Consider the following 26,053-nt stretch of genomic DNA (forward strand, 5'->3'; position numbering starts at 1 on the left):
CGGGGGCCTCCTTCCTCCACAGGGGAGCGTATCACCATGTTGTGACTATCGTCACGAGTACGCGATACCCCGACGGGGAAGGCCATGGGGAGGGGTGCGAGTGCATGCCTCACAAGGTCCCGGAGGGGGATGACGGAGGTCCCGGCTCCCAGGGCGGGGGTGCCCTGGGAAATGGATTTTGCACCTCGTAAGGTTGAAACCAGGACGTCTCGGGACGCCCCCCGTGCCATATCCGCCCCGCCCGCCCTCGGTGAAGGGAGCCCGCCCGTGCCCGAAGCCACCGAAGCCCCCGGAACCGCCACCTTGCCCTCCGATGCCACCGGGCCCGCCGGCACCTGGCGTGTGCGCCTCCCCCACACCACCGCCGCCGTGCCGATCGCCCGCGCCCTGATCCGTACCGCACTCACCGACATCGCCCCCGCGGCCGCCGACCGCCCCGCCCCCGCCCGCCCCGACCTCGACACGGCGGAGCTCCTCACCGCCGAGCTGGTCGCCAACGCCGTCGAGCACACCGCCGGCACGGGTCCGATCGAGCTGGTCGTCGAACGGCTCTCCACCCCCGGCGGCTGTCAGATCGAGGTCCACGACTCCCAGCCCGCCCGCCCCGGCGAGCTCGTCTGCCCCGACATCGAGGCCGGGATCGACCCCTGGCAGGAGCACGGGCGCGGCCTTTTCCTGATCCGGGCGCTGAGCAGCGACTGCGGCCACCGCCCCACCGCGCACGGCAAGGCGGTCTGGTTCACGCTCCCGGGGGTACCGGCGCAGCGGCGCCGGCGGATGCCGTGACCATGTGACCGGCCGCGGACTCGGGCGCCCGCGGAGGGCACCCGTCCGTCACGTGGCCGAGGGCCGGGGCTGTTCGGGCGGGACCGAGCTTTCGGCCATCGCCATCCACTGGTCGAGGTCGGCCTGGGTGAACTCCGTCCAGGCGGGTATCCCCGGCAACCGGCGGAGAAGATCGAACGCCTCCGCGATGTGCGGCGGGCGGAGCACCGGCGTGTGGCAGCCGGCGACGACCTCGGCGCCCAGCCCCTGGAAGCCGTCTACCACCGAGCGGAACTTCTGTTCGTCCGCCAGCGCGACCCAGGGGGAGACCAGGCGTCCGCCGAAGAACTGCCCGTCGCGGAATTCGTCCGCGGTCAGCTCGGCGATCTCGGGCAGGGGGGTGGGCACGTTGGTCGCGAAGGTGTCCACCGACCACAGGACGCCGGTCTGCGTGTCGAAGAGCGCGCGGGTCGTCGGGTTGTCGTAGAGCGGCGGCCGTCGGGCCACCAGGGTGCGGTCACCGGCGTCCACGGTGTCGCCGTCGATCATGAACCGGCACCGGTTGATCGGCGTCTCCCACTCCTCGGCCATGCGCCCGATGGAGAACCAGGTGGTCAGGAGCGTCGCGTTCGGGCAGGCGGCGAGGACGGCCAGGAGGTTCCCGGCGTGATCGCGGTCGTCATGGGTCAGGAAGATCCCCCGCACGTCCAGGGGATCCACGATGGACCACGCGGCCTCCAGCCACTGGGATCGCACCGCGGGAGCCCCGGTGTCCACGATGACCGGTTCGGCTCCCCGGATCACCATCGAGTTCATCGGGAAGTGGCCGACCGGCGGAGCCTCCAGGGCCCACGGAATGACGAACGTCTCCTCGGCGATCCGGTACGGCTGGAGGAGCTCGAAGGTTTCGGTAGCAGTCATCGCTGCTCCCTGGAGTGGAGTTCGGCCGGGACGCCCGTCCCTCCAGTCCAGCCCCGTCCCCCGCCCGCGTCAAGCCGACGGATGCGGGGCGGCGGGTCGGTGGCGGCACGCCAGGTGCCGGGCCGACCGACCCGCGCGCTCGGGCTCTTGCCCGCGCCGGCCCTACTCCCCCGCCGGACCGGCCAGCGTCGCGACCAGGACCGCCTTGATGGTGTGCATCCGGTTCTCGGCCTCGTCGAAGACGACCGAGTGCGCCGACTCGAAGACCTCGTCCGAGACCTCCAGCTCGGTCAGCCCGTGCCGGGCGTATATGTCCCGGCCCACGGCCGTGCCCAGGTCGTGGAAGGCGGGCAGGCAGTGCAGGAACTTGACGTCCGGGTTCCCGGTGGCGCGCAGCACGTCCATGGTCACGGAGTACGGGGCGAGGGCGGCGATCCGCTCGTCCCAGACCTCCTTGGGCTCGCCCATGGAGACCCAGACGTCGGTGACGACGAAGTCGGCCCCCGCGACGCCCTCGGGCACGTCCTCGGTGAGGGTGATCGTGGCACCGCTGGTCTCGGCGAGCTTGCGGGCCGCGGCGACGACGTCCTCGGCCGGCCAGTACGCCTCCGGGGCGACGATCCGGACGTCCATGCCGAGCAGGGCACCGGTGACCAGGTAGGAGTTGCCCATGTTGAAGCGGGCGTCGCCCAGGTAGGCGAAGGCGATCCCGTCGAGCGGCTTGTCCACGTGCTCGGTCATGGTGAGCACGTCGGCCAGCATCTGGGTGGGGTGCCAGTCGTCGGTGAGCCCGTTGAAGACGGGCACGCCCGCGAAGGCGGCGAGCTCCTCGACCGCGGCCTGGCTGTCCCCCCGGTATTCGATGCCGTCGAACATCCGGCCGAGGACGCGGGCGGTGTCCTTGACCGACTCCTTGTGGCCGATCTGGGAACCCGAGGGGTCGAGGTAGGTGGTGGAGGCACCCTGGTCGGCGGCGGCGACCTCGAAGGCGCAGCGGGTGCGGGTCGAGGTCTTCTCGAAGATCAGGGCGATGTTCCTGCCGCGCAGCCGCTGCACCTCGGTGCCCGCCTTCTTGGCGGCCTTGAGTTCGGCGGCGAGCGCGATCAGGCCGCGGAACTCCTCGGCGGTGAAGTCCAGCTCCTTGAGGAAGTGGCGGCCGATGAGGTCTGTGGCCATGGGACGCGCTCCTGTGGGTACGGTCGGGAGGACGACGATCGGGACTCTGGAAGTGTATACGCACTTCAACATTTCTATACAGCCCCCTCCGGCCTCCCGTCTCCCGCCGCCGTCAGACCGCGTCCCGCTGCACCGGGCAGCTCATACAGCGCGGACCGCCCCTGCCCCGGCCCAGCTCGCTCCCGGGGATCTCGATGACCTCGATGCCCTGCTTGCGCAGATGCGTGTTGGTCGTGACGTTCCGCTCGTACGCGACGACCACCCCCGGCTCCACGGCGAGCACGTTGCACCCGTCGTCCCACTGCTCGCGCTCGGCCGCGTGCACGTCCTGGGTCGCCGTGAGGACCCGGATGTCCTGGAGCCCGAGGGCCGCCGCGATGGCGCTGTGCATCTGCTCCGGCGGATGGTCGGTGACCCGGAGGGACTGCCCCGCGTCACCCGGTTCGATCGTGTACGAGCGGAGCATGCCGAGCCCCGCGTACTGCGTGAACGTGTCCCCGTCGACCATCGTCATCACCGTGTCCAGGTGCATGAACGCCCGCCGTTTCGGCATGTCGAGCGCGATGATCGTGCGCGCCGAGCCGGCCGCGAACATCCCCCGGGCCAGCATCTCCACCGCCTGCGGCGTGGTCCGCTCGCTCATCCCGATCAGCACGGCGCCGTTGCCGATGACGAGGACGTCCCCGCCCTCGATCGTCGACGGGTAGTCCGCCTGCCCCTCGGACCAGTGGTGGAAGGGACCCGCCTCGGGGCCCGTGAACAGCGGATGGTGCTTGTAGATCGCCTCGAAGTGCACCGTCTCGCGCTGCCGGGCCGGCCAGCGCATCGCGTTGATGGAGACGCCGTCGTAGATCCAGGCCGAGGTGTCCCGGGTGAAGAGGTGGTTCGGCAGCGGTCCGAGGACGAAGTCGTCCAGGTCGAGGGCGTGGAAGCGGACCGAGGTCGGTTCCCGGTGCACGGCCAGGAACTCCCGCTTCGTCATGCCGCCGACGAGTGCCTCCCCGAGAGCGGCGGCGTCCAGCGAGTCGAAGGACGCACGGAGGTGGTCGGCGGCGAGCGGCCCGTACTCCTTCTCGTGGAAGACCCGGTCGAGGACCAGCGCGCGGGCCGCCGGGACCTCCAGGGCCTCGCGCAGCAGGTCCCCGAACAGGTGCACCTCCACTCCCCGGTCGCGCAGCACGTCGGCGAAGCCGTCGTGCTCCTGCCGGGCCCGGCGCACCCACAGCACGTCGTCGAAGAGCAGGGCGTCCTTGTTGGACGGGGTGAGCCGCTTCAGCTCCAGATCGGGCCGGTGCAGGATGACGCGGCGCAGCCGCCCGGTCTCGGAATCGACATGGAATCCCATGCGCCCATCCTGACGGAGGCGGGCGGCCCTGGCCCGCCTTTCGACAGGGGTCACGCGCTTCCCTCACGCTCAGCCGGCCCCCTGGGCGCGACCCGGTGGGTTAGCGAAGCCTGCGTGAAGGCTCCGCGAACGCACCCCGGAGCCCTCGCCCGCCCGGCCACCAGCCGTGCGAGACCGGCCCAGGTGGTCGCGGCCGGGCGGCCGGGTCCCGGCATCCCCAGCGCCCGGCAGACGTGAGACGGCCGCCGCCGGGCGCGGAGCCGCGGCCTGAGGCGACGTCAGAGTCGCGGGTCGACCGGTTCGGATTCCAGGGCCAGGACCGCGAAGACCGCCTCGTGGACCCGCCAGAGCGGTTCGCCCGCGGCGAGTCGGTCGAGCGCCTCCAGGCCCAGTGCGTACTCGCGCAGCGCGAGCGAGCGCTTGTGGCCGAGGAAGCGCTGCCGGAGCCGCTCCAGGTTCTCCGGGCGGGTGTACTCGGGACCGTAGATGATCCGCAGGTACTCCCGGCCGCGCACCTTCACTCCCGGCTGCCCGAGCCGTCCCTCGGCGTCCCGGACGAGCGCGGCCAGCGGTTTGACGACCATGCCCTCGCCGCCCGCTCCGGTCAGTTCCAGCCACCAGTCGGTGCCCGCGCGGACCGAGGCCTCGTCGCCGGTGTCGACGACGAGCCGGCGGGTGACCTGGAGGAGTCCGGTCGGGTCGTGCTCGACGAGCCGGTCGAGCCAGGCGAGCTGCTCGTCGTGCGGCACCGCCGCGAGGGAACGCCCACGTGCCCCGAGCAGCTGGAACGGCGCGAACCGCACCCCCTCCAGGCCCTCCGTCGGCCAGCAGTACCTGCGGTACGCCTCGGTGAAGGCCGCCGCGTCCACCGCCCGCTCCCGCTGCCGGGCGAGCAGCCCGTCGATCCCCTCGACCCCGCGGTCGACGGCCCGTTCCAGTGCGTCGATCGCCCCGGGGAGGACGGCCCCGGAGGCCGCGCCGACCGCCGCGTACTGCGCGCGAAGCAGCCCGGCGGACTTGAGCGACCACGGCATCAGCTCGCCGTCGAGCAGCAGCCAGTCCGTGTCGAGCTCGTCCCAGAGCCCGGCCGCGCCGATCGCGGTCCGCAGCCGCCCGAGGACCTCTTCGGTGACGTCGGAATCGTCGAAGAACGGCCGTCCGGTACGGGTGTGCAGGGCGCCGGTCACCCCGGTCACCCCGAACCGTTCACGCGCCGCGTCGGCGTCCCGGCAGACCAGGGCCACGGCCCGGGAGCCCATGTGCTTCTCCTCGCACACGACCCGCTCGACGCCGTCCGCCCGGTACTGGGCGAAGGCCTCGGCCGGGTGCTCCAGATAGCCCTCCTCCTTCGAGGTGGCGGTCGGTGCCATCGTCGGCGGCAGGTACGCGAGCAGCCGCGGATCGACCGCGAACCGGCTCATGACCTCCAGGGCCGCCGCGGCGTTCTCCTCGCGCACGGCGACGTTCCCCAGGTGGCGGGTCTCCACGATCCGCCGCCCGTGCACGTCGGCCAAATCCAGGGGCCGCCCCTGGTGGCCGCCGGGCGCCTCGGTGGCGAGCGGTCGCGCCGGCTCGTACCAGACCCGCTCGGCCGGTACGTCGACGAGCTCGCGCTCCGGCCAGCGCAGCGCCGTCATCTTCCCGCCGAAGACGGCCCCGGTGTCGAGGCAGATGGTGTTGTTGATCCAGGAGGTGTTCGGCACGGGCGTGTGTCCGTACACGACGGCCGCCCGGCCCCGGTACTCCTCCGCCCACGGGTAGCGCACCGGCAGCCCGAACTCGTCGGTCTCACCTGTGGTGTCCCCGTACAGCGCGTGCGAGCGCACCCGCCCGGAGGTCCGGCCGTGGTACTTCTCCGGCAGACCGGCGTGGCAGACGACGAGGTTCCCGCCGTCGAGGACGTAGTGGCTGACGAGCCCCTCGATGAACCGTCCGACCTCCGCCCGGAACTCCTCGCTCTCCCGTCCCAGCTGTTCGACGGTCTCGGCGAGGCCGTGCGTCTCCTGCACCTTCCGCCCCTTGAGCCACCGGCCGAGCTTGTTCTCGTGGTTGCCGGGGACGCACAACGCGTCGCCCGCGGCGACCATCCCCATGACCCGGCGCAGCACGCCCGGCGAGTCGGGGCCCCGGTCGACGAGGTCGCCGACGAAGACGGCCGTCCGCCCGTCGGGGTGGTGTCCGTCGACATAGCCGAGCTTCGCGAGCAGGGTCTCCAGCTCGGAGGCGCAACCGTGGATGTCGCCGATGATGTCGAAGGGGCCGGTGAGGTGCCGCAGGTCGTTGAAACGGCGCTCCAGGACGACCTCGGCCGCCTCGACCTCCTCCACGGAGCGCAGCACGTGCACCTTGCGGAAGCCCTCGCGCTCCAGACCGCGCAGCGAACGGCGCAGTTCCCGCCGGTGGCGCTGGATGACGTGCGCCGGCATGTCCGCCCGGTCGGGCCGGGCGGCGTTCCGGGTGCGGCACACCTCCTCGGGCAGGTCGAGGACGATCGCGATCGGGAGGACGTCGTGGGTCCTGGCCAGCTGGACCAGCTGACGCCGGGCCTCCTGCTGCACGTTGGTGGCGTCGACGACGGTCAGCCGGCCGGCCTCCAGGCGTTTGCCCGCGATGTAGTGGAGGACGTCGAAGGCGTCCCGGCTCGCGGACTGGTCGTTCTCGTCGGCGACGAGCCCGCGGCAGAAGTCGGAGGAGACGATCTCGGTCGGCTTGAAGTGGCGCCGGGCGAAGGTGGACTTGCCGGAACCGGTGGCGCCGACGAGCACCACGAGGGACAGGTCGGTGACGGGCAGGGTGCGGGTCTCGGTGGTCATCTCGGTCCCTCCTTCTCGGTGTCGGTGCGGGTGAACACGGCCATCTGGGTCGGCGGTCCGACCTCCGGGTCGTCCGGTCCCACGGGGCGGAACTCCACCCCGTAGCCATACCGCCCGGCGACGGCGGCAGCCCAGCTCCGGAACTCCTCGCGGGTCCACTCGAAGCGGTGGTCGCCGTGCCGGACACGGCCGGCCGGGAGCGTCTCCCAGCGCACGTTGTACTCGACGTTCGGCGTGGTCACGACGACGGTTCGGGGCCGCGCCGAGCCGAACACCGCGTACTCCAGGGCCGGCAGCCTCGGCAGGTCCAGGTGCTCGATCACCTCGCTGAGCACGGCCGCGTCGTAACCGGCCAGCCGCTTGTCGGTGTACGCGAGGGAGCCCTGCGTCAGTTTCACGCGGGCGGCCTGCCGCTCCCCCATCCGGTCGAGCCGCAGCCGGCGCGCGGCGATGCCCAGGGCGCGCGCGGACACGTCGACACCGACGATCTCGGTGAAGCGCGGGTCCTTGAGCAGGGCCTGCACCAACTGCCCCTGTCCGCAGCCGAGGTCGAGCACGCGCGCCGCACCCGCCTCGTTCAGCGCGGCGAGAATCGTCTCCCGCCGCTGCTCGGCGAGCGGCACCGGCCGCTCCTCCGTGTCGGTCGTCTCGTCGACGGCGTTGTCGACGTCCTCGACGTCCAGCCCCTCGGCCTCGGCGAGCCGCGCCAGTTCGAGCCGCTCCGTCGCCTCCCGGGCCAGGCCCCAGCGCCGCGAGAGGTAGCGGGCGGTGATCAGCTTCCGCTCGGGGTGCCGGGCCAGCCAGCCGTCACCGGCGCGCAGCAGCTTGTCGACCTCGTCGGGCGCGACCCAGTAGTGCTTGGCGTCGTCGAGGACGGGCAGCAGGACGTACAGGTGGTTGAGGGCGTCCGCGAGCCGCAGCTCGCCCTCCAGGACGAGCCGCACGTACCGCGAGTCGCCCCACTCGGGGAACTCCCCGTCCAGCGCCACCGGTTCGGCGTCCACCGTGTCCCAGCCCAGCGGCCCGAACAGCGCCCGCACCAGCTCCGCGCCGCCCCGGGCGGGGAGGGCGGGAACCTCGACCCGCAGCGGCAGCGGCGCCGCGGCCCGCTCGGGCATCGCCTTGCACTCGCCGTGGAGCGCGGTCTTGAAGACCTTGGCGAGCGCGACGGCCAGCAGCGAGGACGCCGCGTAGGGCCGGTCGTTGACGTACTGCGCGAGCGCCGAGTCCGGGGCGCCGCCCCGGCCCTTGCCCTTGCCGCGGCGCACCAGCGCCACGGGGTCCACCTCCAGGAGGAGTGCCGCCGTGCACCGCTCGGCGCTCGCCTCGGGGTAGAGGACGTGCGCCGTGCCGTGTGAGGTCGAGAACGCCTGCGCCCGCTCGGGATGCTTGTGCAGCAGAAAACCGAGGTCGGTCGCGGGCCGCTCCGGATTGCCGTAGGTACTGATCGTCAGGAACACACGTCCGAGTATGAGCGTCCCCCACCCCGCCGACCAGGCATTTTCCGGGCCGGCGGGGTGAGGCCGCGGCCCGGAGGCCGCACCCGGGTCCCGGTCAGCGGGAACGGTCAGCGGGAGCGGTCGGCGGCGAGGGCCGCGGCGACGGCGGCGATCGTCGCAGGACCGACGCGGCAGCAGCCGCCGACGAGGCGAGCCCCCGCTGCGGCCCAGGCGACGGCCCGGGCCGGGTCGAAGGCCATGTCCCCACGCCAGCCCCGCGCCTCGGCGTCCCACCGCTCCCCGCTGTTGGGGTAGACCACGGCCGGCTTCCCGGTCACGGCCACGGCGAGCTCCACGGCGGCCCCCGCCTCGGCCGGGTCGCAGCAGTTCACCCCGACCGCCACGACCTGCTCGTTCCCAGCGGCGACCGCGAACGCCTCCGCCAGGTCCTGCCCGGCGCGGGTCCGCCCGCCCTCGACCGTGTACGACAGCCACACGGGCACCCCGCACCCCGCGGCCGCCCGCAGCAGGGCCTCGGCCTCCTCGACGTCCGGAACGGTCTCCAGGGCCAGGACGTCCGGCGCCGCCTCGGCGAGCACCTCGATCCGGGGCCGGTGGAACCGTTCCAGCGCCCGCACGGACAGCCCGTACCGTCCCCGGTACTCACTGCCGTCCGCGAGCATCGCCCCGTACGGTCCGACCGACGCGGCGACCCACACCTCCTCCCCCGCCGCCTCCGCCACTGTCCGGGCGAGCCGCACGCTCCCGCCGAGCAGCCGCGCCGCCTCCTCCCGGCCCGTGCCCCGCCGGGCGAACCCCTCGAACGTGGCCTGATAGCTGGAGCTGATCAGCACCCGCGCACCAGCCCGTACGTACGCCGTGTGGGCCGCCTCGATCTGCTCGGGCCCGTCGGCGAGGAGCCGCGCGGACCAGAGCGCGTCCGAGAGGTCACAGCCCTGCGCCTCCAGCTGGTTGGACAGCCCGCCGTCGAGGACGAGTACCCCCGCCCCGAGGGCGTCGGCGAGCGTACGGACCGGTCTCATCGGATCGCCCCGCTCATCCCAGCTGCGACAGGACCTGGGCGGAGATCAGCTCCAGGTGGTCCAGGTCCTCCAGGTCCAGGACCTGGAGGTAGACCCGGGAGGAGCCGATCGCCGCGTACCGCCCCAGCTTGTCGACGACCTCGGCGGGCGAGCCCGCGAGCCCGTTCGCCTTGAGCTCGTCCACGTCCCGGCCGATCGCCGCGGCCCGGCGGGCCACCTCGGCGTCGTCCTTGCCGACGCACACGACCAGCGCGTTGGAGTACACCAGGTCGCCGGCCGGCCGCCCGGCCGCCTCGGCGGCGGCCCGCACCCGGCCGAACTGCCGCTCGCTGTCCTCGACGGAGGCGAACGGGATGTTGAACTCGTCCGCGTACCGCGCGGCAAGCCGTGGCGTACGGGTCGCACCGTGCCCTCCGATCAGCACCGGGATCCTGGCCTGGGCCGGCTTGGGGAGCGCGGGCGAGTCGGTGAGCTGGTAGTACTCCCCGTCGTAGCTGAAGGTCTTGCCGACCTCGGTCTCCCACAGGCCGGTGACGATCGCCAGCTGCTCTTCGAGACGACCGAACTTCTCCTTCGGGAAGGGGATGCCGTACGCCTTGTGCTCCTCCTCGAACCAGCCGGCGCCCAGGCCCAGTTCGACCCGGCCACCGGACATCTGGTCCACCTGGGCGACCTGGATGGCGAGGACGCCGGGAAGCCGGAAGGTGCCGGCCGTCATCAGCGTGCCCAGCCGGATCCGCTTCGTCTCGCGTGCCAGGCCGGCGAGGGTGATCCAGGCGTCCGTCGGTCCGGGCAGCCCGTCGGCGGACCCCATGCTGAGGTAGTGGTCGGAGCGGAAGAAGGCGTCGAATCCGAGCTCCTCGGTGGCCCGGGCCACCGTGAGGAGGGTGTCGTAGTCGGCCCCCTGCTGGGGTTCGGTGAAGATGCGAAGATCCATACCTCCATCCTGCACCTTCCGGTGCCTGTCAACCTCACTGTCACCTCCCTGTCCACCCCGGCTCGGTCGGGTGAACATCCGGCCCCCTGCCGGGCCGCGTCCGCCCTGGCCAGTGACCGGGGCCGGGCCTCGTCGTTGGCTCGGGCGGAGCCGGACCGCCCGGCCCGCGTGCCGGCGGCCACTGTCGGCGCGTCTCCCTCATGGCCTCGCCCTCCGCGGCGGAGCCCGGGCCGAGGAGGCCGTCATGTCCCAGGAAGCCGCGCCGGAACGGGCCGTGCCCGAACGACCGGTGCCGCAGTCCGTGCCCGAACAGAAGGGCCCCGGCGCTCCCAAGGGCCTGCTCCAGCAGATGGAGGAACTGATGGCGGCGCTCTCCGCCGACCTCTCCCAGCTGGACGCCGACCTCCAGTCCACGTCCGACCGCCACACCCCTGAGCCGCAGATCGAGTCGCGGCCCGAGCCCCGGCCGGCCCCTCAGCCCCAGCCCCAGCCCCAGCCCCAGCACGACGACGCCGAGCGCGACGATCCCCAGTGCCCCCGCACCGAGCAACAGGACGCCGAGCGTCACGGCCCAGCGGCGCACTGACTCGGCCGGCAGCGAATCCACCGGCACGGAGCCGAACAGGATCGCCCCCTCGCCGCGCGCCCCTACCACGAGGGGCCCCGTCCCGGGCCCGCTCGGCCTCGGGCGGGGTCGGGAGGCCGGGCACGCTCCCCGTCACGCACGGCGAGGCGCCGCAGCATCCCGCGCACCCGGTCACTCGACTCGTCGGCGGCGTCGATCGCCTCGATGCACTGCCAGTAGAGCCCCTCCTCGTCGGTGGCGCAGGCCACACCCACGAGCGCGATCCCCACCTCCCCGAGAAGCTCCCCGAGCGCGGTCAACGCCCCGCACGGATCAGCGACTTCGGTCAGCTGGGCCGCGCGCGGGCCCCCGGCGCCCCAGGCCGGATACTCCCCGGTCTCACTCAGCCCCCGGGCCTCCCCGCGCAGCTCCTGCGGTCCGCAGAGCGCGAGGTGACTCCCTATCGCCTGGGCGAGCGCCTGGGCCTGCCAGGCCTCCCCCACGATGTCCTGTGCCGTCCCGCTCTCCGCCAGCGCGTGCCGGCCGAGCGCGATGAGTCGCTCCGCTTCCATCAACGCCGCCCCCGTTCGTACGACTTACTGCCCACTCGCTCACTACCCAGAGTGAGGCCAGCCGAGCCTTACCACCAGAGGAATTCGGAAATCTGTGGACAGGAAGCGTGACGGGGACAAGTCGATCACTCCGAAGAGTGACGATCCCCCTCCGATTCCCCCTCCGATTCCCTCTCCGGGCCTCCCTCCACGTCCCTGTCCGCCCCGGTGTCCACGCCCCCGTCCGCGCCCTCGTCCACGCCGGCGTCCGCGCCCCCATCCGCGCCGCCCCTCCCCCGGACGGGGAACCGGACCTCGTTCCGGTCGATCTTGGCCGCGAGCGCCGCCAGCGGATCGACCCCGAGCACCTGACAGAACTGGAGGAGGTAGGCGAGCACGTCCGCCACCTCGTCGGCGACCCGGTGCGCCGACTCCGGGTCCTCCATCACCCGCTCGGCCTGCTCCGGCGTCAACCACTGGAAGATCTCCAGGAGTTCGGCGGCCTCCACGCTGAGGGCCGCCACCAGGTTCTTGGGCGTGTGGTAGGGCTGCCAGTCGCGCGCCGCCGCGAATGCGGCCAGCCTGCGCTGCAGCCCCGCCACGTCGTTGTTGTCCGTCACCCCCTCAGGTCTACCACCGTCACCCCGGGCGTCCGGCGCGCCTCCTCCGCCGTCCCCTCCGCGACCGTGCCCACGACCCGGATGTGTCCGTCGGCGGCGATGTCCGTCGCGACCCGCAGAAGTTCGCGCACCTGGCGTCCGTCGAGCCCTCGATCCAGGCCGTCGGCGAGCAGCGTCAGGCTCTGCATGGCGTCCGGCACCTCGGCGATCCGGTCCATCTCCAGGACCCCGGGGCCCGTGAGCAGGGTGAGGGCGAGCGCCAGATAACGGAGTTCGCCGTCGCCGAGCCTGCCGAGCGGGGTGGCGGGCCGGCCGCCCCGCTCGAGCACCGCGCGGACGGTGCCCTCCGGGAGTTCCTCCACGCCGAGCCCCGTGACGGGTCCCACGCAGCCCGCCCCGGCGACGGTGGCGAGCCGCTGGTGGCGACGCGGGCAGTCCGTGTGCGTGCGGTGCAGCACCTCGGCGAGATTGCCGCAGCCACGCCGCAGCCGCCCCTCGCCCGGCGGTACGGCGTCCCGCATCCGCTCCGGCCGGGGGTCGCAGGCGAAGGCGGATCGCAGCCCGACGACGACCTGTTCGGCGGCGGCCAGGACCTCGAGCTGTCCCGGCGTCTTGCCCGCGACCCGCAGCGGCAGAAGCGCCGTGCCGAGCAGGTCGTCGGGGAACGGGGCCCGGGTGACGGGGGTGGCGCCCGCCGTGTGCCACTCGGCCTGGACGGTGCTCCGGCCGGGGTCGCGGAGCGCGGTGGCGAGCAGGGTGCGGCCCCGGCCGGTGAGCCGCTCGCCGACGATCCGGAGCCGGGGCTCGGCCTGCACGGCGAGGTCCAGGCTGACGGGGCCTTCGGGCCCGTCGACCGTGCACCCGATCCGGAAGCCGCGCCTCCCCTCGGCGTCGGGCCGTGCGCGCTCGGGGACGCAGCCGGCGGCATCGGGGAACACCTCGTCGAGCGGGTCGCCCGCGCAGAGCCTGGCCAGGGCCTCGTACGCCCGCAGGGTGGTGGTCTTACCGCTGCCGCTGGGCCCGGTGAAGAGGGTGACCGGCCCGAGCGTGTGCACGGCGGAGCGGAGGCCGGCGAACGCGGACAGCCGCAGCTCGGTGACAGCGGGACGGGCGGAGGCCGGCCCTCCCCGCGCCTCCGCCGCGCCCGGCCCCCGCGCCTCCGCCGCGCCCGGCCTCCGCGCCTCGGGGACGGAGGCACGGGGCCCGGAGTCGCGCGATCCGGACGTGGGCGATCCGGAAGAACGAGGTCCTGATGCGCGAATCCCGGAGGCACCGGGCCGCCCGGCGGCGTCGGGACCGGAAGCGCGGGCCGCGGGAGCGGGCACGACGGAGGAGGAACCGACAGGGAAAGAGCGAACCGGGGACGGGTGACCCGATGCGGGGTGACCCGGGGACGGGGGAACCGCGGGAGAACGAACAGCGGAAGGAACGACGTCGGAGGAGCGGGCGTCTGACGTGCGGGCGAGCGCGGGGCCGCCGGTGAGGTCCATGCCCGGACCGTACGCAGACCATTCCCTGACGAACCGTTACGGCGAGATGACCTTCCTACGATCGAGGGACGCCGGCGGTCCTGCCGTCCACGACACCGTCCTCGTCCTCACCCTCCGCGCCCTCGACCTCCGTACCGGCCGGGGCCAGAAGGAAGACGTTCCGGTCGACGCGGTGCATCCCGCTGCCCAGGCCGAAGACGACACCGCTGCTGAAGTCGAGGATCCGCTTGGCGACCTCGGTGTCGGCGCTCGTCAGATCGAGGAGCACCGGGATCTGGGCGATGAGGTACTCGGCGACCTCTCGGGCGTCGGCGAAGACCTGCACGCGGAGCACGACCATACGGCGCTGCTCGGCGGATTCGTACTGCTCGGGGATCGTGCGGTGATCGACCCTGGACGGCCATTCGTCACGGCCGCGCAGGGGCACGACCTGGGCGAGGCCCTCCCACTGCTCGTCGGTGACGTCGTACCTCTCGTACCTACTCATGGGGCCATCCTCCCGCTCCTCACCCGTTCGGCCCAACAACGACACGAGGTGATGCCCCGGGCGGCGGCCGGCGTACGGCTCCGGGTCAGGCGGTCGCCTGACCTGCGGCCGTCGGCGGGACGGAGTACGTGACGGTGGCGGAGGCCGCCAGATCGCCCGCCTCGTCCCTGAGTTCGGCGAGGACCACGCACAGCCGCCGGCCGAACTTGGCCATGCGCGCGTGGGTGCGGAGCAGTCCGGGCCGGGGGCGGTTGAGGTAGCTGATCTGGAGGGAGGTGGTGAGCGCCATCGGAGTGGGGCGCCCGAGCCGCGCGTTGATCAGGAGGAAGGCGGCGAGGTCGACCAGCCCGGCCTGTTCGGGGCCGGAGATCGTGCCGCCGGGGCGGGTGCGGAGCCGGGCTCCGTCCGCCTCCATGAGCAGGTGCGTCCCGCTCGCTTCGGTGACCCGGCAGGCCGCGTAGTCAGGAAACTGCCGCTGGACGAGCGCGTTGAGCTCGTCCGGCGACAGCGTGCCGGCGACGGCCGGAGCGGGAACGAGAGCGTCCCCACGGGGTATCGAGCAGCTCCCCGCGTCCCTCATCGGACGAAGCTCTTCGCCAGCCGGCGGAGCCCTTCCCTGATCTCGTCGGCCGAGTGCGTCGTGAAGGACAGCCGCATCGCGCCCGGATCCGGCTCGCCGCAGAAGAACGGCGCCCCCGGCACGTACGCCACCTCGTGCCCGACGGCGCTCTTCAGGAGGGCCGTCGCGTCGTGGCCCGCCGGAAGCGTCACCCAGATGAACATGCCGCCCTCGGGCCTGTTCCACCGGCTGCCCTCGGGCAGGGCGCCCGGCAGGCCGTCCAGCATGGCGTCCCGGCGCTCCTGGTACGCGGCGCGCATCACCGCGACATGGGCGTCCAGGTCGCTGTCGCGCAGATAGCGCGCCGCGGCGGCCTGGTCGATGGTCGAGGTGTGCAGGTCGGCGGCCTGCTTGGCGATCACGCAGGCGCGGCGCAGCCCGGCGGGGGCGCGCAGGTAGCCGAGCCGGAGGCCGGGGGCCATCACCTTGGAGAAGGAGCCGAGCAGGACGGTGCGGTCGGCGGCCGCGGGGTCGGCGGCGATGCAGGGGACGCGCTCGCCGTCGTAGCGCAGTTCGCCGTACGGGTCGTCCTCGACGATCCAGAACCCGTGCCGCGCGGCGGCTTCGGCGACGGCGTGGCGGCGCTCGGCGGGGAGGGTGCGGCCCGTGGGGTTCTGGAAGGTGGGGACGATGTAGAGGAGGGTGGCCTTCTCGCGGGCCGCGATCTCCTCCAGGGCCTCCGGGAGGATGCCCTGGTCGTCGGTGGGGACGGGGACGACGCGGGCGCCCGCGAAGCCGAAGGTCTGCAGGGCGGCGAGGTAGCAGGGGTCCTCGACGAGCACCACGCTGCCCGGTTCGACGAGGGCGGTGGTGAGGAGGGTGAGCGCCTGCTGCGAGCCGGTGGTGACGAGCAGGTCGTCGGCGTCCGTGGGCAGGTCGCGCGCGGTGAGCCGGGCGGCGATGGCGGCGCGCAGCTCGGGGTCGCCCTCGGTCGTGGAGTACTGGAGGGCGTACTGCGGGTTCTCCGCCAGGACCCGGTCGTACGCCGCCCGGATGCCGGCGATGTCGAACAGCTCGGGGGCGGGCAGGCCTCCGGCGAACGAGATCACCTCGGGCCGTGCCGTGAGCGCCAGGATCTCCCGTACCGGCGACGAGCCGACGTCGGCCAGACGGGAGGCGGTGGCCGGCGCGGGCACGGAGGGGGTGGAGGGGGTGGCGTTCGCGGGCGCGGAGGCGGCAGAAAACATGGCGCCAGCATATAGAGATTCAAGGCGGTGTCCAGGTCGTTCGATTCCCGCCGGACATGGCCGAGTTGCCCCGCCGCGGGTTCCCCGGCGGGGCCGAATTCCAGGCCTGATCCGGTCCCGGTTTGCACGTGCCCCGGGCGCTGCTTCGGTTCTGCTCCGGGCCTGCGTCACGTTCGACCCGATTGATCGGGCTTGATTCGGCCACTCTGCGGACCGTGGGAATTCAGCCGCCTGCGCCGAATTCGGAGGACTTCCCTCCCCCGGCTTTCTCGCTGGTCGCCACCGGGGACCGAGGGCCGGGTGGTCTTCCTCCCCGTTGTCCGACGCGCCGCAACCAGTTCTTGATCCGGTTCTCCACGCACCGCGAGCGACTCGGGGAAATCGGCCATTCCGGTCTTTGGTCTCATTGATGGACGGCTGCGCCATGGATAGCGTTCGACCGCTCCACCACCGCGATGTCAGCGGTCTTTCGGGTCGAAGTCGAACGAGCGAGGCGAGTGGATCACCATGGCATCTTCCGTTCCCGTCGACGAGGTCGTCGTCGTCCGCACCCCCGAGGAATTCCTCGCCATGCCCGAGGACTACCGCGAGATCGCCGTCCGGGGAATGATCGTCAACACCGAGGGCGAACTGTCCGGCGCCGACGACTACATCCAGGTGTTCCTGCCGCTCGCGCCGAACGCCGAGGAACGGCAGGTGTGCGCGGAACGCGCCGTCGAGGAGTACGACCACTACAAGATCGGCAAAAGGATCCTGGCCGACATCGGCGTGGACACCGGATACATGGAGCAGCAGCGGCTCGCCGACCGCGATCTCTTCGCCGGCCACGAGTTCCACACCTGCACCACCTGGGCCGAGCGCGGGATCTTCTCGTACATCGGCGAGGAGACCGCGATGGTGATGATCTCCGAATTCGCGCGGAGCAGTTACAAGCCGTGGGCCGAGGCGGTGCGCACGATCATTCTCGACGAGAAGGTGCACATCGCGCACGGCGCGCGTGTCTGCCGGAATCTCGCCCGCACCGAGGAGGGCCGCGAGGAACTCCAGGCGGGGCTCGACCGCTTGTGGCCGGGATTCAACCGGATCTTCGGAAGCGCCCGTTCGGAGCGGTCGAAGCTCGCGGTTCGCTTCGGCCTCCGGCAGACCACCAACGGCGAGGCGCGCGACATCTGGCGGGCGAAGGTCACCCCCCGGATCGAGAACCTCGGCCTGAAGGTGCCCGAGTAGCCCGGTACGACGAGCCAGCCGGTACGGCGAGACACAGCGGTACGACGAGCCAGCCGGTACGGCGAGACACAGCGGTACGACGAGCCAGCCGGTACGGCGAGACACAGCGGTACGACGAGTCAGCCGGTACGGCCGGACGCAGCGGTACGGCGAGACGGAGCGAGAGCGCGAGAGGCACAGCGACAGCGCGAACGGCACAGCGACAGCGCGAGAGACACCGAGCAGCAGTCCGACCGAGGAGTCCTCACCCCCATGGCCACCCCCCTGACCATCACCCCGCGCCCGCTCGGCCGCCGCGAGGCGAAGGAGCGCACCGCCGCCCTCCTGGCCGAACGCCCCGATCTCGCCGAGCGTCTGCACCGGTTGCGCCGTCTCGGCCGCGAGGTGCGCTCGTGCGAGGTCCACCTCACCAACACCTGCAACATCCGCTGCAAGGGCTGCTGGTACTTCGAGGGCGGCTTCGACACCGCCGTGCGCGAGCTCTCGGACGTCGACAGGATCCGTGCCTTCGCCCGCCGGCTGCGCGACGAGGGGGTCAACCAGGCCACCCTCATCGGCGGGGAGCCGACCCTGGTGCTGCGCCGGGTGGAGGCCTTCGTCGAGGAGCTGCCGTACATCACGATCTCGACCAACGGCCTGCGTCCGATGCCCGTGCAGGGATTCGAGCACATCGCCGTGGCCGTCAGCATCTTCGGCGGCGGGCCCCTCGACGACGACCTGCGGGCCATCCGGGTCAACGGCTCGAAGTTCACCGGCCTGTTCGACACGGCGCTCTCGCACTACCGGGACGATCCGCGGGTCCTGTTCATCTTCGCGCTCTCCGAGGACGGCCTTCCGTACCTCGAACCGACCGTGCGCAAGATCGCCGAGAACGGCAACATCGTCACCTTCAACTTCTACAGCGAGCACGGCACCGACACCCCCCTGCGGATCGAGAACGAGCGACGTGTCCTCGACGAGGCCCTGCGGGTCAGGGAGGCGTATCCGGAGGCCGTGGTCAGCCATCCGTACTTCATCCGCAGCCTCATCACGGGCACCTCGCACTGGGGGGCGCGCTTCGGGTACGACGTGTGCCCGAGCCTCAGCGTCGACCATCCCGACCACGAGGAACGGGTGGCCAACGGCAACCCGGTGATCCCGGGCTTCGCCGCCTGGGGCGCCGACTACGAGTCGCTGCAGTTCTGCTGCACGTCCGGGGAGTGCGGCGGCTGCCGCGACAGCCAGGCCGTCTACAGCTGGCTGGTGGTGAGCGCCGCACGCTTCCTGGACAGCGCCGCGCGCCTGGAGGAGTGGGTGGACATCGCGGAGAGCTACTGGCGCCAGTGGCACTGGTCCCCGTACCACGCCTCGAAGCTCATCCCCTGACCAGCCCCCCCATCCGGCCGTCCGAACACCGCACGGGAGAGTCATGTCCGAGACACTGGACCGCGCCACCATCGAGCAGTTCATCACCGACGCCCTCGTCGAGCTCGGCGTCGACGCCGCCGACGTCCGCCCGGGGGCGGCGCTCGACGACCTGGAGATCGACTCGCTCGACATGGTCGAGCTCGCGCAGTCGGTCAAGCGGGACCTCGGCGTGCCGGTCCGCACGAAGGACTTCGACGGCATCGACACCGTCGGCGAGATCCTCGACCTCTGCTACGAGAAGGCCGGAGTTGAGTGATCCTCGGGGGGACCGGGAGGTCGTCGTCACCGGTTTCGGCGCGGTCACCCCGTTCGGCGTGGGCGCCGGCGTGCTCCACGAGCGCGCCGTCGCCGGGGACGTGGCGCCGGCGGGTTCTCATCCGGCCGTTCGGCACGCCGACTTCACGGCCGCCGACCATCTGCCGCGGAACCTGGTGCGACGCACCGACCGGTTCACACAGCTGGCCCTGGTGGCGGCCGACGAGGCCCTGACCCAGGCCGGGAAGCGGGGCGGCGCGCCGGCGCCGTGGCCGTCCGACCGCGTCGCCTGCGTCATCGGCTGCGGCCTCGGCGGCACGTCCTCCTTCGAGACGCAGCGCGAGGTGTACGACAGGGAGGGCGCCGGGTTCGTGTCGCCGCTCATGATTCCTCAGATGATGGCCAACGCGGCCGCCGCCCACCTCTCCATGCGGCACGGTTTCCGCGGCGAGAGCCTGTGCGTGGCGTCCGCGTGCAGCAGCGGCGCGCAGGCCGTCGGTACGGGAATGCGGCTGCTGGCCTCGGGGGCGGCCGACGCCGTCGTGGTGGGTGGCGCGGAGGCCGCCACCTCGGACCTGGTGGCTGCCGCCTTCGCCAACGCGGGCGCCCTGTCGCCGGGCGGTGCCGCCCGCCCCTTCGACCGGGACCGCGACGGATTCGTGATCGGCGAGGGCGCCGGGATCCTCGTCCTGGAGACGGCGGCGGGTGCGGCCCGGCGCGGTGCGGAGGTCCTCGGAGCCGTACGCGGATACGCGGCGACCTCCGACGCCCACCACGTCACGGCGCCCGACCCCGGCGGCGGGCCCGCGGGCCGGGCGGTCACCCTCGCGCTGCGGGAGGCCTCGGTGGCGCCCCGGGAGCTGGCGTACGTGAACGCCCACGGGACCGGCACCGCCCTCAACGACCGCCTGGAGTGCGAGGCGCTGCGGCAGGCCCTCGGGGCCGACGTCCTCGCGGGGCTGCCGCTCTCCTCCGGCAAGGGCGCCCTCGGGCATCTCTTCGGGGCGGCGGGCGCGGTCGAGGCGATCGCCACGCTCCAGGCGTTGCGGCACGGCGTCGCGCCCCCGACGGCGGGGCTGCGTCATCCGGACCCGGCGCTCGGCCCCCTCGACCTCGTCCGTGCGGCGAGAAAACTGGCTCCGCGGGCGGGCACCGGCCGGCTCTTCGGGCTCTCCACCTCCTTCGGCTTCGGCGGACACAACGCGGCCCTCGTCCTGGCCGCGGAAGGACGGTCCTGATGCGCGCGCCCCGCCACCCCCACGGCCTGCCCGACGGGCCCGCCTCCCCTGGCTCCCACGCCCTCCCCGACCGGCCCGGCTCCCGCGACCGGCCCCGCCTCCCCGACCCGCTCGGCTTCTCCGGGCGGCGCTATCTGGTCACCGGGGTCCTCAACGACGACTCGATCGCCTGGCACACCGCGCGGGCGCTCCAGGAGGCCGGCGCGGAGGTCCTGTTGACGGGCTTCGGGCGGACCCGGCGGATCACGGAGGCGGCGGCCTCCGGCCTCCCGTACCCGGCCGACGTCCTGGAGCTCGACGTGACGCGTCCCGAGGACCTCGACGCGCTCACGAAGGAGCTGGAGCGCCGCTGGGGCGCGGTCGACGGCGTCCTGCACGCGATCGCCGCCGCCCCCCGCTCCGCGCTCAGCGGCAACTTCCTCACCACACCCGTCGAGAGCGCGTCCCTCGCCCTGCGCACGGCGGCGTTCTCGCTGCACTCGCTGACCACGGCCCTCGCCCCGCTGCTGCGCGAGGGCGGGGGCGCCGGGACGGCCAGGGGCAGCGTCGTCGGACTCGACTTCGACTCGTCCGGGGCCTGGCCAGGCTATGACTGGATGGGGGTCGGCAAGGCGACGCTCGGCGCGGTCTGCCGCTACCTCGCGCTCTATCTGGGCCGCTCCGGCATCCGCGTCAACCTCGTCGCCGCCGGCCCGGTCGAGACCGTGGCCGGGCGGGCCGTCAGCACCTTCGACCGGATCGCCGACCGCTGGGAGCAGGAGGCGCCGCTCGGCTGGAGCCGCTCCGATCCGGCCCGGCTCGTCGGCCCCGTCCTGTTCCTGCTCTCGGATCTGGCGGCCACCGTCACCGGGGAGATCGTGCACGCGGACGGCGGGATGCACGCCGTCCGCATGGGCGTCGACGCCGTCGGCGAGCCCCCGGACATCGGCGCCCCGCCCCGCGTCGGCAAGGAGGACCCGTCATGACCGCGGCGATCGTCGGCATCGGCTCCGCGCTGCCCGAACGGGTCGTGTCCAACGGCCACTTCGCCGCCATCGGTTCCTCCGACGAGTGGATCGTCAAGCGGACCGGCATCCGGCAGCGCCACTTCCTGCCGGAGGACGGGCACCTCGCCGATCTCGCCCTGGCCGCCTCCCGGACCGCCCTCGCCCAGTCGGGCCGGACGGCGCGCGAGGTGGGTCACGTCGTCGTGGCGACCACGACGCCCGACCGGACCACGCCGGGGCTCGCCGTGGAGGTGGCCGCCCGGCTCGGGGCGGACCGGGCCGCCGCCTTCGACCTGCACGCGGCCTGTGCCGGGTTCGTGTACGCCCTGGACCACGCCGTCGCCCTGATCGAGTCGGGCCGGGCGAGCACCGTCCTGGTCTGCGGGGCGGAGGCGCTGACCCGGATCACCGACCACGAGGACCGGTCGACGGCGGTGCTCCTCGGCGACGGTGCCGGGGCGGTGATCGTGGCGGACGTGGACCTGGTGCCCTCCGTCGAGCCCGCGTTCCGGCTCGGCTCCGACGGTGACCTGATCCCACTCCTTTACGCCGACCGGTACGACCGGAAGCTCCGGATGGACGGCCCCGAGATCTTCGTCCAGGCCGTGGAGCGGATGAGCGAGGCGGCCCGTGACGTCCTCGCGCGGCGGGAGCTGACCGCCGAGGACGTCGACCTGTTCGTCGCCCACCAGGCCAACGCGCGCATCGTACGGGCGGTGGGCAAGGAGCTCGGGGTCCCGCCGGAGCGGCTGTACCTCAACGTCGACCGGGTCGCCAACACCTCCTCCGCCTCCATCCCCCTCGCCCTCCACCAGGCCTGGCAGGAGGGCCGCCTCGGTCCGACGGGCCTGCTCGGGGTGGCCGGGTTCGGCGCGGGCGTCACCTGGGGGGCGGGCGTGATCGGCTGGCGCCTGGCGGACGGGGACGCGGGGGCCGGTGGCGGAGCGGGACTATGAGAGCCTCGCCCTTTCCCGTGCTCGCCGAGCTCACCGCCCCGGACGGCGCCACCCTCGTGGTCCGCGTCCACGCCCGCCCCGAGCCCACCGCCCCGGTCGTGGTCGTCCTCCCCGCGATGGGCACCGCCGCCCGCCACTACACCCCGCTGGTGCGGGCGCTGCACCGGCGGGGCGCGACCGTGGTGACGACGGACCTGCGGGGTCACGGCGAGAGCACTCCGGTGCCGGCGCGCGGGGTGCGCTTCGGCTACCGGGAGCTCGTCGAGCACGACATCGGCGCCGTCCTCGGGACCGTCGAGCGCGCGTTCCCCGGGGCGCGGAGGCTGCTTCTGGGGCACAGCCTGGGCGGGCAGCTCGGTCTCGTGCACTGCGGACTGCTCCGGCCGCACCTCGCGGGGGTCGTCCTGGTCGCCAGCGGCTCGGCGTGGTGGCGGGCGCTCGGTACGGGGGCGGATCCCCGGCCGGGTGCGCGGTGGCTCGTACGGAGCCTGGTGTGCGTGGCCGGGGCGGAGCTGCTCGGGTACTGGCCGGGGCACCGGTTCGGCTTCGGCGGGCGGGAGTCCGTGGGCGTGATGCGGGACTGGGCGCGGCAGCTGCGGACCGGGCGGTACGGGGCCAGGGGCGCCGTCGCGGACTACGAGGAGGCGCTGCGGGGCGTCGACCTGCCCGTGCTCGCCGTCGACGTGGAGGGCGACGCGCTCGCGCCGCCGCGGGCGGTGGACCACCTGTGCGCGAAGCTCCCCTCGGCACGGGTCCGGCGCTGGAGCTACCGGGCGGCGGACGCGGGCGGCCGGCGGCTCGACCACTTCCGCTGGATCCGGCACAACACGGCCCTGGTGGAACGGATCGCGACGTGGGCGGAGTTCCCGCCGGTGACCGGCGCGGACGGGCGGCGCGGGACGGCCCCGTCGGGTGCGCGGGCGTGAGTGTGGGGCGACGGGAGGGCGGTTCGCTGCTCGGCGCGCTGCTGCCCGAGCGGGTGCGCTGGGCTGAGGAGGTCTCCGCGCCCGGGGCGGCCGGCGCGGCCGCCCCCGGGTGGCTCTTCGCCGAGGAGGAGGCGCTGATGGCTCGCGCCACGCCCGGCAGGCGGCGGGAGTTCGCGGCGGGCCGGCTCTGTGCCCACCGGGCGCTCGCCGCCCTGGGGGTCGCGGCGGCGCCCCTCCTGCGGGTGCGGCGCGGGGCGCCCGCCTGGCCCGCGGGCACCGTCGGCAGCATCACGCACTGCGCGGGGTACCGGGGCGCGGCGGTGGCGCCGGCCGTCCGCTTCCTCGGCCTCGGCATCGACGCCGAGCCGCACGCGCCCCTGCCGTGCGGAGTGCGCGAGGCGGTGGCGTTCGGCGCGGAGGAGGCTCGGCTGCGCGAACTGGCCGTCCTGCGGCCCGACATCGCCTGGGACCGGCTGCTGTTCAGCGCCAAGGAGTCCGTCTACAAGGCCTGGAGCGGGTACGGCGGTGCCTGGCTCGGCTTCGAGGACGCCGAGGTGTCCTGGCACCCCGGTACGGACGACGGCCCGGATCGGGCCTCACGCGCGCGTACGGCGCGTTCCGGGGTCACCGGCCGGTTCCGGGCGCGGCTTCTGGTCGATCCGCGCATCCCGTCCGCAGCGGGACCGTCCACGTTCCCGCGCGTCCTGCCCGGTCGCTGGCTCGTCCGCGACGGCCTGCTGCTGACGGCGGTCGCCGTCCCCCGCCCCGTACCGCCTCCTCCTCCGCACCGCACGGCCCCGAAGGAGCACCCGTGATGAGCGTCGACGACGGCACCGTTCCCGCGCTGCTCGCCCGGAGCGCGGCCGCGCACCCCGACAGGACCGCGCTGCGGCTCGGCGCCGAGGAGCTGACGTACGGCGCGCTCGACGAGCTCGCCGACCGGGCCGCCGCGCTGCTCCACGCGCGCGGGGTCGGGCCCGGCGACCGGGTGGCGCTCATGCTCCCGAACAGCACGCTGTTCGCCGTGCTCTACTACGGCATCCTGCGCGCGGGCGCGATCGTCGTCCCGCTCAATCCGCTGCTGCGCGCGGGCGAGGTCCGGCACTGTCTGGCGGACGCCGGGGCGGCGCTGTTCCTCGCCTGGCACCGGGACGGCGAGGAGGGCGTCGAGGGTGCCCGGCTCGCCGGCACCCCGCACCTCACGGTCGGACCGCGGACGTTCACGGCGCTGGCGCCGGACCGCGCCCGGGCGGTGCCCGCGTCCCGTACCGCTGCGGACACGGCTGTCGTCCTCTACACCTCCGGCACCACCGGGGCGCCGAAGGGCGCCGAGCTCACCCACCGCAACATCCGGCGCAACGTCGAGGAAGGGGTGCGGGTCCTGGGGCTCGGTCCCTCGGACGTGGTCTTCGGGGGGCTGCCGCTCTTCCACTCCTTCGGTCAGGTGATGGGGCTCAACTGCGCGGTGGCGGTGGGCGCCTGTCTGACCCTCATGGCACGCTTCGACCCGGCGGCCGCGCTCGCGCTCGTCGCCCGGGACCGGGTCACGGTCTTCCTCGGCGTCCCCACCATGTACGGGCTGCTGCTGCGGCACCCGGACCGCGGGCGCCACGACGTCTCCTCGCTGCGGGTGTGCCTGTGCGGCGGCTCGCCCCTCCCGGTGGCGGTGCTGACCGGTTTCGAGTCCGGCTTCGGCTGCGCCGTACTGGAGGGGTACGGGCTGTCCGAGTCGTCCCCGCTGGCCTGTGTGAACCGGATCGACCGGCCGCGCTCCCCCGGCACGATCGGCATCCCGATCGAGGGCGTGGAGATGCGCGTGGTGGACCGGGAGGGCAAGGAGGTCCCCGACGGCGAGGTGGGCGAGCTCGTCATCCGGGGCCACAACGTCATGAAGGGGTACTGGCGCCGCCCCGAGGCCACCGCCGAGACGGTACGGGACGGCTGGCTGCACACCGGCGACCTCGGCAGCCGCGACGCGTCGGGCGACTTCCGGGTGGTCGACCGGGTGAAGGACGTCGTGATCCGGGGCGGTTTCAACGTGTACCCGAGGGAGGTGGAGGAGGTGCTCCACCTCCACCCGTGCGTGGCGGAGGCCGCGGTCCTCGGCGTCCCGCACCCGGTGCACGGGCAGGAGGTCGCCGCCGCGGTCGTCCCGCGGCCCGGCAGCCTGGTCTCCCCCGCCGAGCTGCGCGCCCATGTGCGGGAGCGGCTCGCCCCGTACAAGTACCCGCGCCGGATCTGGCTCACCGACGCCCTCCCGAAGGGGCCGACGGGAAAGGTCCTCAAGCGTTCGATCGTCCCGCCGGAGGGCGCGTGAGGTCCTGCCGTCAGGCCGGTCCGTCTCCGGCGTCCGGTTCGTCGCCCGCGTCGGGGTCGGCCCACAAGGAGCGCACATGGCCGAGGTGGCGACGAGCGCACGCCTCCGCGCCGGGGGCGTCCCCCGCGATCATCAGGTCGAGGAGTTCGAGGTGCTCCTCGGCGGAGGAGACCAGCTTGCCGGCCTCGTCGAGGCCGGTCAGGCCGTAGAGCCGGGAGCGCTTGCGCAGCTCGCCGACGGTCTCGACGAGCCGCTCGTTCCCGGAGAGGGCGAGCAGCGCGAGGTGGAAGCGGCGGTCCGCCTCCAGGTAGCCGATGAGGTCGTGCTCGCGGGCGCGGGAGACGATCTCCTCGGCGACCGGGCGCAGCTGTTCCAGCTGCTCCCGGGTGGCCGTGCGGGTGACCCGGCCGATCGTGGGGACCTCGATGAGGGTCCGCAGCTCGGTGTACTGGTCGAGGTCTCGCTCGCTGACCTCGGTGATGCGGAAGCCCTTGTTGCGTACGGGCTCGACCAGGCCCTCCCGGGCCAGGTCGAGCATGGCCTCGCGGACCGGGGTCGCGGAGACGCCGAGGTCGCCGGCGAGCCCGGGGGCCGAGTAGACCTGGCCGGGGCGCAGTTCCCCGGCGATCAGGGCGGCGCGAAGGGCGTGGCCGACCTGGTCGCGGAGCCGTTCCTGCGCTCTGACCAGACCGTACTGTTTCAGGTCACCCATCGTGCGTCCTCCGAGAAGTCACGGGGGAGCATCGTACAATGTCACGTTTCCCCGGCAGGCCGTCCGTGACG

General features: G+C 73.4%; 24 protein-coding genes and 1 pseudogene. 11 read left to right on the top strand and 14 right to left on the bottom strand.

The genetic code is table 11. From position 1 onward, the window contains the following. Window positions 1-303 precede the first annotated feature (303 nt). Window positions 304-786: an ATP-binding protein gene (locus ACZ51I_RS28630; RefSeq protein ID WP_468881702.1), complete on the top strand. Its 483-nt coding sequence runs from the start codon at window positions 304-306 to the stop codon at window positions 784-786. Between the two features lie 48 nt (window positions 787-834). Here the strand turns inward: ACZ51I_RS28630 and ACZ51I_RS28635 are convergent, their stop codons facing one another. The 7 genes from ACZ51I_RS28635 to ACZ51I_RS28665 form a co-directional block, all read right to left on the bottom strand. After that, a complete protein-coding gene (locus tag ACZ51I_RS28635; protein ID WP_468881464.1) occupies window positions 835-1,686 on the bottom strand; it encodes an MBL fold metallo-hydrolase in 852 nt (283 codons plus the stop codon). Window positions 1,687-1,848: 162 nt separating this feature from the next. Beyond that, window positions 1,849-2,862 (bottom strand): ornithine carbamoyltransferase, encoded by a 1,014-nt coding sequence (argF, locus tag ACZ51I_RS28640; protein ID WP_468881467.1) that lies wholly within the window; start codon window positions 2,860-2,862, stop codon window positions 1,849-1,851. 112 nt (window positions 2,863-2,974) lie between these two features. Beyond that, window positions 2,975-4,207, bottom strand: a complete 1,233-nt coding sequence (locus tag ACZ51I_RS28645; protein ID WP_468881469.1) for an arginine deiminase — start codon at window positions 4,205-4,207, stop codon at window positions 2,975-2,977. Window positions 4,208-4,485: 278 nt separating this feature from the next. Next, on the bottom strand, window positions 4,486-7,020 hold the full coding sequence (locus ACZ51I_RS28650) for a polynucleotide kinase-phosphatase (protein ID WP_468881472.1): 2,535 nt from the start codon (window positions 7,018-7,020) through the stop codon (window positions 4,486-4,488). Next, window positions 7,017-8,480 (bottom strand): 3' terminal RNA ribose 2'-O-methyltransferase Hen1, encoded by a 1,464-nt coding sequence (locus ACZ51I_RS28655; protein WP_468881474.1) that lies wholly within the window; start codon window positions 8,478-8,480, stop codon window positions 7,017-7,019. Before ACZ51I_RS28655 ends, ACZ51I_RS28650 begins: the two co-directional genes overlap by 4 nt. Window positions 8,481-8,587: 107 nt before the next feature. After that, window positions 8,588-9,502, bottom strand: coding sequence for a homocysteine S-methyltransferase (mmuM, locus tag ACZ51I_RS28660; RefSeq protein ID WP_468881476.1), 915 nt, complete (start codon window positions 9,500-9,502; stop codon window positions 8,588-8,590). Between the two features lie 13 nt (window positions 9,503-9,515). After that, window positions 9,516-10,439: an LLM class F420-dependent oxidoreductase gene (locus tag ACZ51I_RS28665; protein WP_468881478.1), complete on the bottom strand. Its 924-nt coding sequence runs from the start codon at window positions 10,437-10,439 to the stop codon at window positions 9,516-9,518. Window positions 10,440-10,683: 244 nt separating this feature from the next. Here ACZ51I_RS28665 and ACZ51I_RS28670 point away from each other — a divergent pair, with 244 nt between their 5' ends. Further along, the gene (locus ACZ51I_RS28670; protein ID WP_468881480.1) at window positions 10,684-11,025 is read left to right on the top strand and encodes a hypothetical protein; all 342 of its coding nucleotides are present in this window, start codon (window positions 10,684-10,686) and stop codon (window positions 11,023-11,025) included. A gap of 62 nt (window positions 11,026-11,087) precedes the next feature. Here ACZ51I_RS28670 and ACZ51I_RS28675 read toward each other — a convergent pair whose 3' ends face one another. The 6 genes and pseudogenes from ACZ51I_RS28675 to ACZ51I_RS28700 form a co-directional block, all read right to left on the bottom strand. Further along, complete coding sequence (locus ACZ51I_RS28675; protein WP_468881483.1) at window positions 11,088-11,576, bottom strand: DUF6099 family protein; 489 nt, start codon at window positions 11,574-11,576, stop codon at window positions 11,088-11,090. 260 nt (window positions 11,577-11,836) lie between these two features. Beyond that, window positions 11,837-12,175 (bottom strand): annotated as a pseudogene (locus tag ACZ51I_RS28680) (nucleotide pyrophosphohydrolase); the annotation flags it as partial. Next, window positions 12,172-13,437, bottom strand: coding sequence for an AAA family ATPase (locus tag ACZ51I_RS28685; protein WP_468881705.1), 1,266 nt, complete (start codon window positions 13,435-13,437; stop codon window positions 12,172-12,174). The pseudogene ACZ51I_RS28680 and the gene ACZ51I_RS28685, both read right to left, overlap by 4 nt. 283 nt (window positions 13,438-13,720) lie before the next feature. Continuing rightward, window positions 13,721-14,152, bottom strand: a complete 432-nt coding sequence (locus ACZ51I_RS28690) for a cell division protein SepF (protein ID WP_468881485.1) — start codon at window positions 14,150-14,152, stop codon at window positions 13,721-13,723. 85 nt (window positions 14,153-14,237) lie between these two features. After that, the gene (locus ACZ51I_RS28695) at window positions 14,238-14,732 is read right to left on the bottom strand and encodes a PaaI family thioesterase (RefSeq protein ID WP_468881488.1); all 495 of its coding nucleotides are present in this window, start codon (window positions 14,730-14,732) and stop codon (window positions 14,238-14,240) included. Next, window positions 14,729-15,958, bottom strand: a complete 1,230-nt coding sequence (locus ACZ51I_RS28700; RefSeq protein WP_468881491.1) for an aminotransferase-like domain-containing protein — start codon at window positions 15,956-15,958, stop codon at window positions 14,729-14,731. Before ACZ51I_RS28700 ends, ACZ51I_RS28695 begins: the two co-directional genes overlap by 4 nt. A gap of 507 nt (window positions 15,959-16,465) precedes the next feature. On the opposite strand from ACZ51I_RS28700, the gene ACZ51I_RS28705 reads away from it, so the two are divergent. From ACZ51I_RS28705 to ACZ51I_RS28745, 9 genes are all read left to right on the top strand, one after another. Continuing rightward, complete coding sequence (locus ACZ51I_RS28705) at window positions 16,466-17,185, top strand: Phenylacetic acid catabolic protein (protein WP_468881493.1); 720 nt, start codon at window positions 16,466-16,468, stop codon at window positions 17,183-17,185. Between the two features lie 252 nt (window positions 17,186-17,437). Next, window positions 17,438-18,550, top strand: a complete 1,113-nt coding sequence (locus tag ACZ51I_RS28710) for a radical SAM protein (protein ID WP_468881496.1) — start codon at window positions 17,438-17,440, stop codon at window positions 18,548-18,550. A gap of 43 nt (window positions 18,551-18,593) precedes the next feature. Continuing rightward, on the top strand, window positions 18,594-18,848 hold the full coding sequence (locus ACZ51I_RS28715; RefSeq protein ID WP_468881499.1) for an acyl carrier protein: 255 nt from the start codon (window positions 18,594-18,596) through the stop codon (window positions 18,846-18,848). Continuing rightward, entirely contained in the window at window positions 18,841-20,085 is a 1,245-nt protein-coding gene (locus ACZ51I_RS28720; protein ID WP_468881501.1) for a beta-ketoacyl-[acyl-carrier-protein] synthase family protein, read from the top strand. Before ACZ51I_RS28715 ends, ACZ51I_RS28720 begins: the two co-directional genes overlap by 8 nt. Then, window positions 20,085-21,050 (top strand): enoyl-ACP reductase FabI, encoded by a 966-nt coding sequence (gene fabI / locus ACZ51I_RS28725; RefSeq protein WP_468881503.1) that lies wholly within the window; start codon window positions 20,085-20,087, stop codon window positions 21,048-21,050. The genes ACZ51I_RS28720 and fabI overlap by 1 nt, the downstream gene beginning before the upstream one ends. Beyond that, window positions 21,047-22,027: a beta-ketoacyl-ACP synthase III gene (locus ACZ51I_RS28730; protein WP_468881506.1), complete on the top strand. Its 981-nt coding sequence runs from the start codon at window positions 21,047-21,049 to the stop codon at window positions 22,025-22,027. Before fabI ends, ACZ51I_RS28730 begins: the two co-directional genes overlap by 4 nt. Continuing rightward, a complete protein-coding gene (locus ACZ51I_RS28735) occupies window positions 22,024-22,953 on the top strand; it encodes an alpha/beta hydrolase family protein (RefSeq protein ID WP_468881509.1) in 930 nt (309 codons plus the stop codon). Before ACZ51I_RS28730 ends, ACZ51I_RS28735 begins: the two co-directional genes overlap by 4 nt. Before the next feature lie 26 nt (window positions 22,954-22,979). After that, window positions 22,980-23,768: a 4'-phosphopantetheinyl transferase family protein gene (locus tag ACZ51I_RS28740; protein WP_468881708.1), complete on the top strand. Its 789-nt coding sequence runs from the start codon at window positions 22,980-22,982 to the stop codon at window positions 23,766-23,768. Beyond that, window positions 23,768-25,270, top strand: a complete 1,503-nt coding sequence (locus ACZ51I_RS28745) for a long-chain-fatty-acid--CoA ligase (protein ID WP_468881511.1) — start codon at window positions 23,768-23,770, stop codon at window positions 25,268-25,270. Before ACZ51I_RS28740 ends, ACZ51I_RS28745 begins: the two co-directional genes overlap by 1 nt. A gap of 10 nt (window positions 25,271-25,280) precedes the next feature. Here ACZ51I_RS28745 and ACZ51I_RS28750 read toward each other — a convergent pair whose 3' ends face one another. Further along, window positions 25,281-25,982, bottom strand: a complete 702-nt coding sequence (locus tag ACZ51I_RS28750; protein WP_468881513.1) for a GntR family transcriptional regulator — start codon at window positions 25,980-25,982, stop codon at window positions 25,281-25,283. Window positions 25,983-26,053 lie beyond the last annotated feature (71 nt).

The sequence above is a fragment of the Streptomyces sp. NPDC034084 genome (genome assembly GCF_055575535.1).

Excerpts from the sequence above, each read along its gene's own strand:
- ACZ51I_RS28635 (WP_468881464.1), bottom strand. The coding sequence starts at position 1,686 with ATGACTGCTACCGAAACCTTCGAGCTCCTCCAGCCGTACCGGATCGCC.
- argF (WP_468881467.1), bottom strand. The coding sequence starts at position 2,862 with ATGGCCACAGACCTCATCGGCCGCCACTTCCTCAAGGAGCTGGACTTC.
- ACZ51I_RS28645 (WP_468881469.1), bottom strand. The coding sequence starts at position 4,207 with ATGGGATTCCATGTCGATTCCGAGACCGGGCGGCTGCGCCGCGTCATC.
- ACZ51I_RS28650 (WP_468881472.1), bottom strand. The coding sequence starts at position 7,020 with ATGACCACCGAGACCCGCACCCTGCCCGTCACCGACCTGTCCCTCGTG.
- mmuM (WP_468881476.1), bottom strand. The coding sequence starts at position 9,502 with ATGAGACCGGTCCGTACGCTCGCCGACGCCCTCGGGGCGGGGGTACTC.
- ACZ51I_RS28665 (WP_468881478.1), bottom strand. The coding sequence starts at position 10,439 with ATGGATCTTCGCATCTTCACCGAACCCCAGCAGGGGGCCGACTACGAC.
- ACZ51I_RS28670 (WP_468881480.1), top strand. The coding sequence starts at position 10,684 with ATGTCCCAGGAAGCCGCGCCGGAACGGGCCGTGCCCGAACGACCGGTG.
- ACZ51I_RS28675 (WP_468881483.1), bottom strand. The coding sequence starts at position 11,576 with ATGGAAGCGGAGCGACTCATCGCGCTCGGCCGGCACGCGCTGGCGGAG.
- ACZ51I_RS28690 (WP_468881485.1), bottom strand. The coding sequence starts at position 14,152 with ATGAGTAGGTACGAGAGGTACGACGTCACCGACGAGCAGTGGGAGGGC.
- ACZ51I_RS28695 (WP_468881488.1), bottom strand. The coding sequence starts at position 14,732 with ATGAGGGACGCGGGGAGCTGCTCGATACCCCGTGGGGACGCTCTCGTT.
- ACZ51I_RS28700 (WP_468881491.1), bottom strand. The coding sequence starts at position 15,958 with ATGTTTTCTGCCGCCTCCGCGCCCGCGAACGCCACCCCCTCCACCCCC.
- ACZ51I_RS28705 (WP_468881493.1), top strand. The coding sequence starts at position 16,466 with ATGGCATCTTCCGTTCCCGTCGACGAGGTCGTCGTCGTCCGCACCCCC.
- ACZ51I_RS28710 (WP_468881496.1), top strand. The coding sequence starts at position 17,438 with ATGGCCACCCCCCTGACCATCACCCCGCGCCCGCTCGGCCGCCGCGAG.
- ACZ51I_RS28715 (WP_468881499.1), top strand. The coding sequence starts at position 18,594 with ATGTCCGAGACACTGGACCGCGCCACCATCGAGCAGTTCATCACCGAC.
- fabI (WP_468881503.1), top strand. The coding sequence starts at position 20,085 with ATGCGCGCGCCCCGCCACCCCCACGGCCTGCCCGACGGGCCCGCCTCC.
- ACZ51I_RS28730 (WP_468881506.1), top strand. The coding sequence starts at position 21,047 with ATGACCGCGGCGATCGTCGGCATCGGCTCCGCGCTGCCCGAACGGGTC.
- ACZ51I_RS28735 (WP_468881509.1), top strand. The coding sequence starts at position 22,024 with ATGAGAGCCTCGCCCTTTCCCGTGCTCGCCGAGCTCACCGCCCCGGAC.
- ACZ51I_RS28745 (WP_468881511.1), top strand. The coding sequence starts at position 23,768 with ATGAGCGTCGACGACGGCACCGTTCCCGCGCTGCTCGCCCGGAGCGCG.
- ACZ51I_RS28750 (WP_468881513.1), bottom strand. The coding sequence starts at position 25,982 with ATGGGTGACCTGAAACAGTACGGTCTGGTCAGAGCGCAGGAACGGCTC.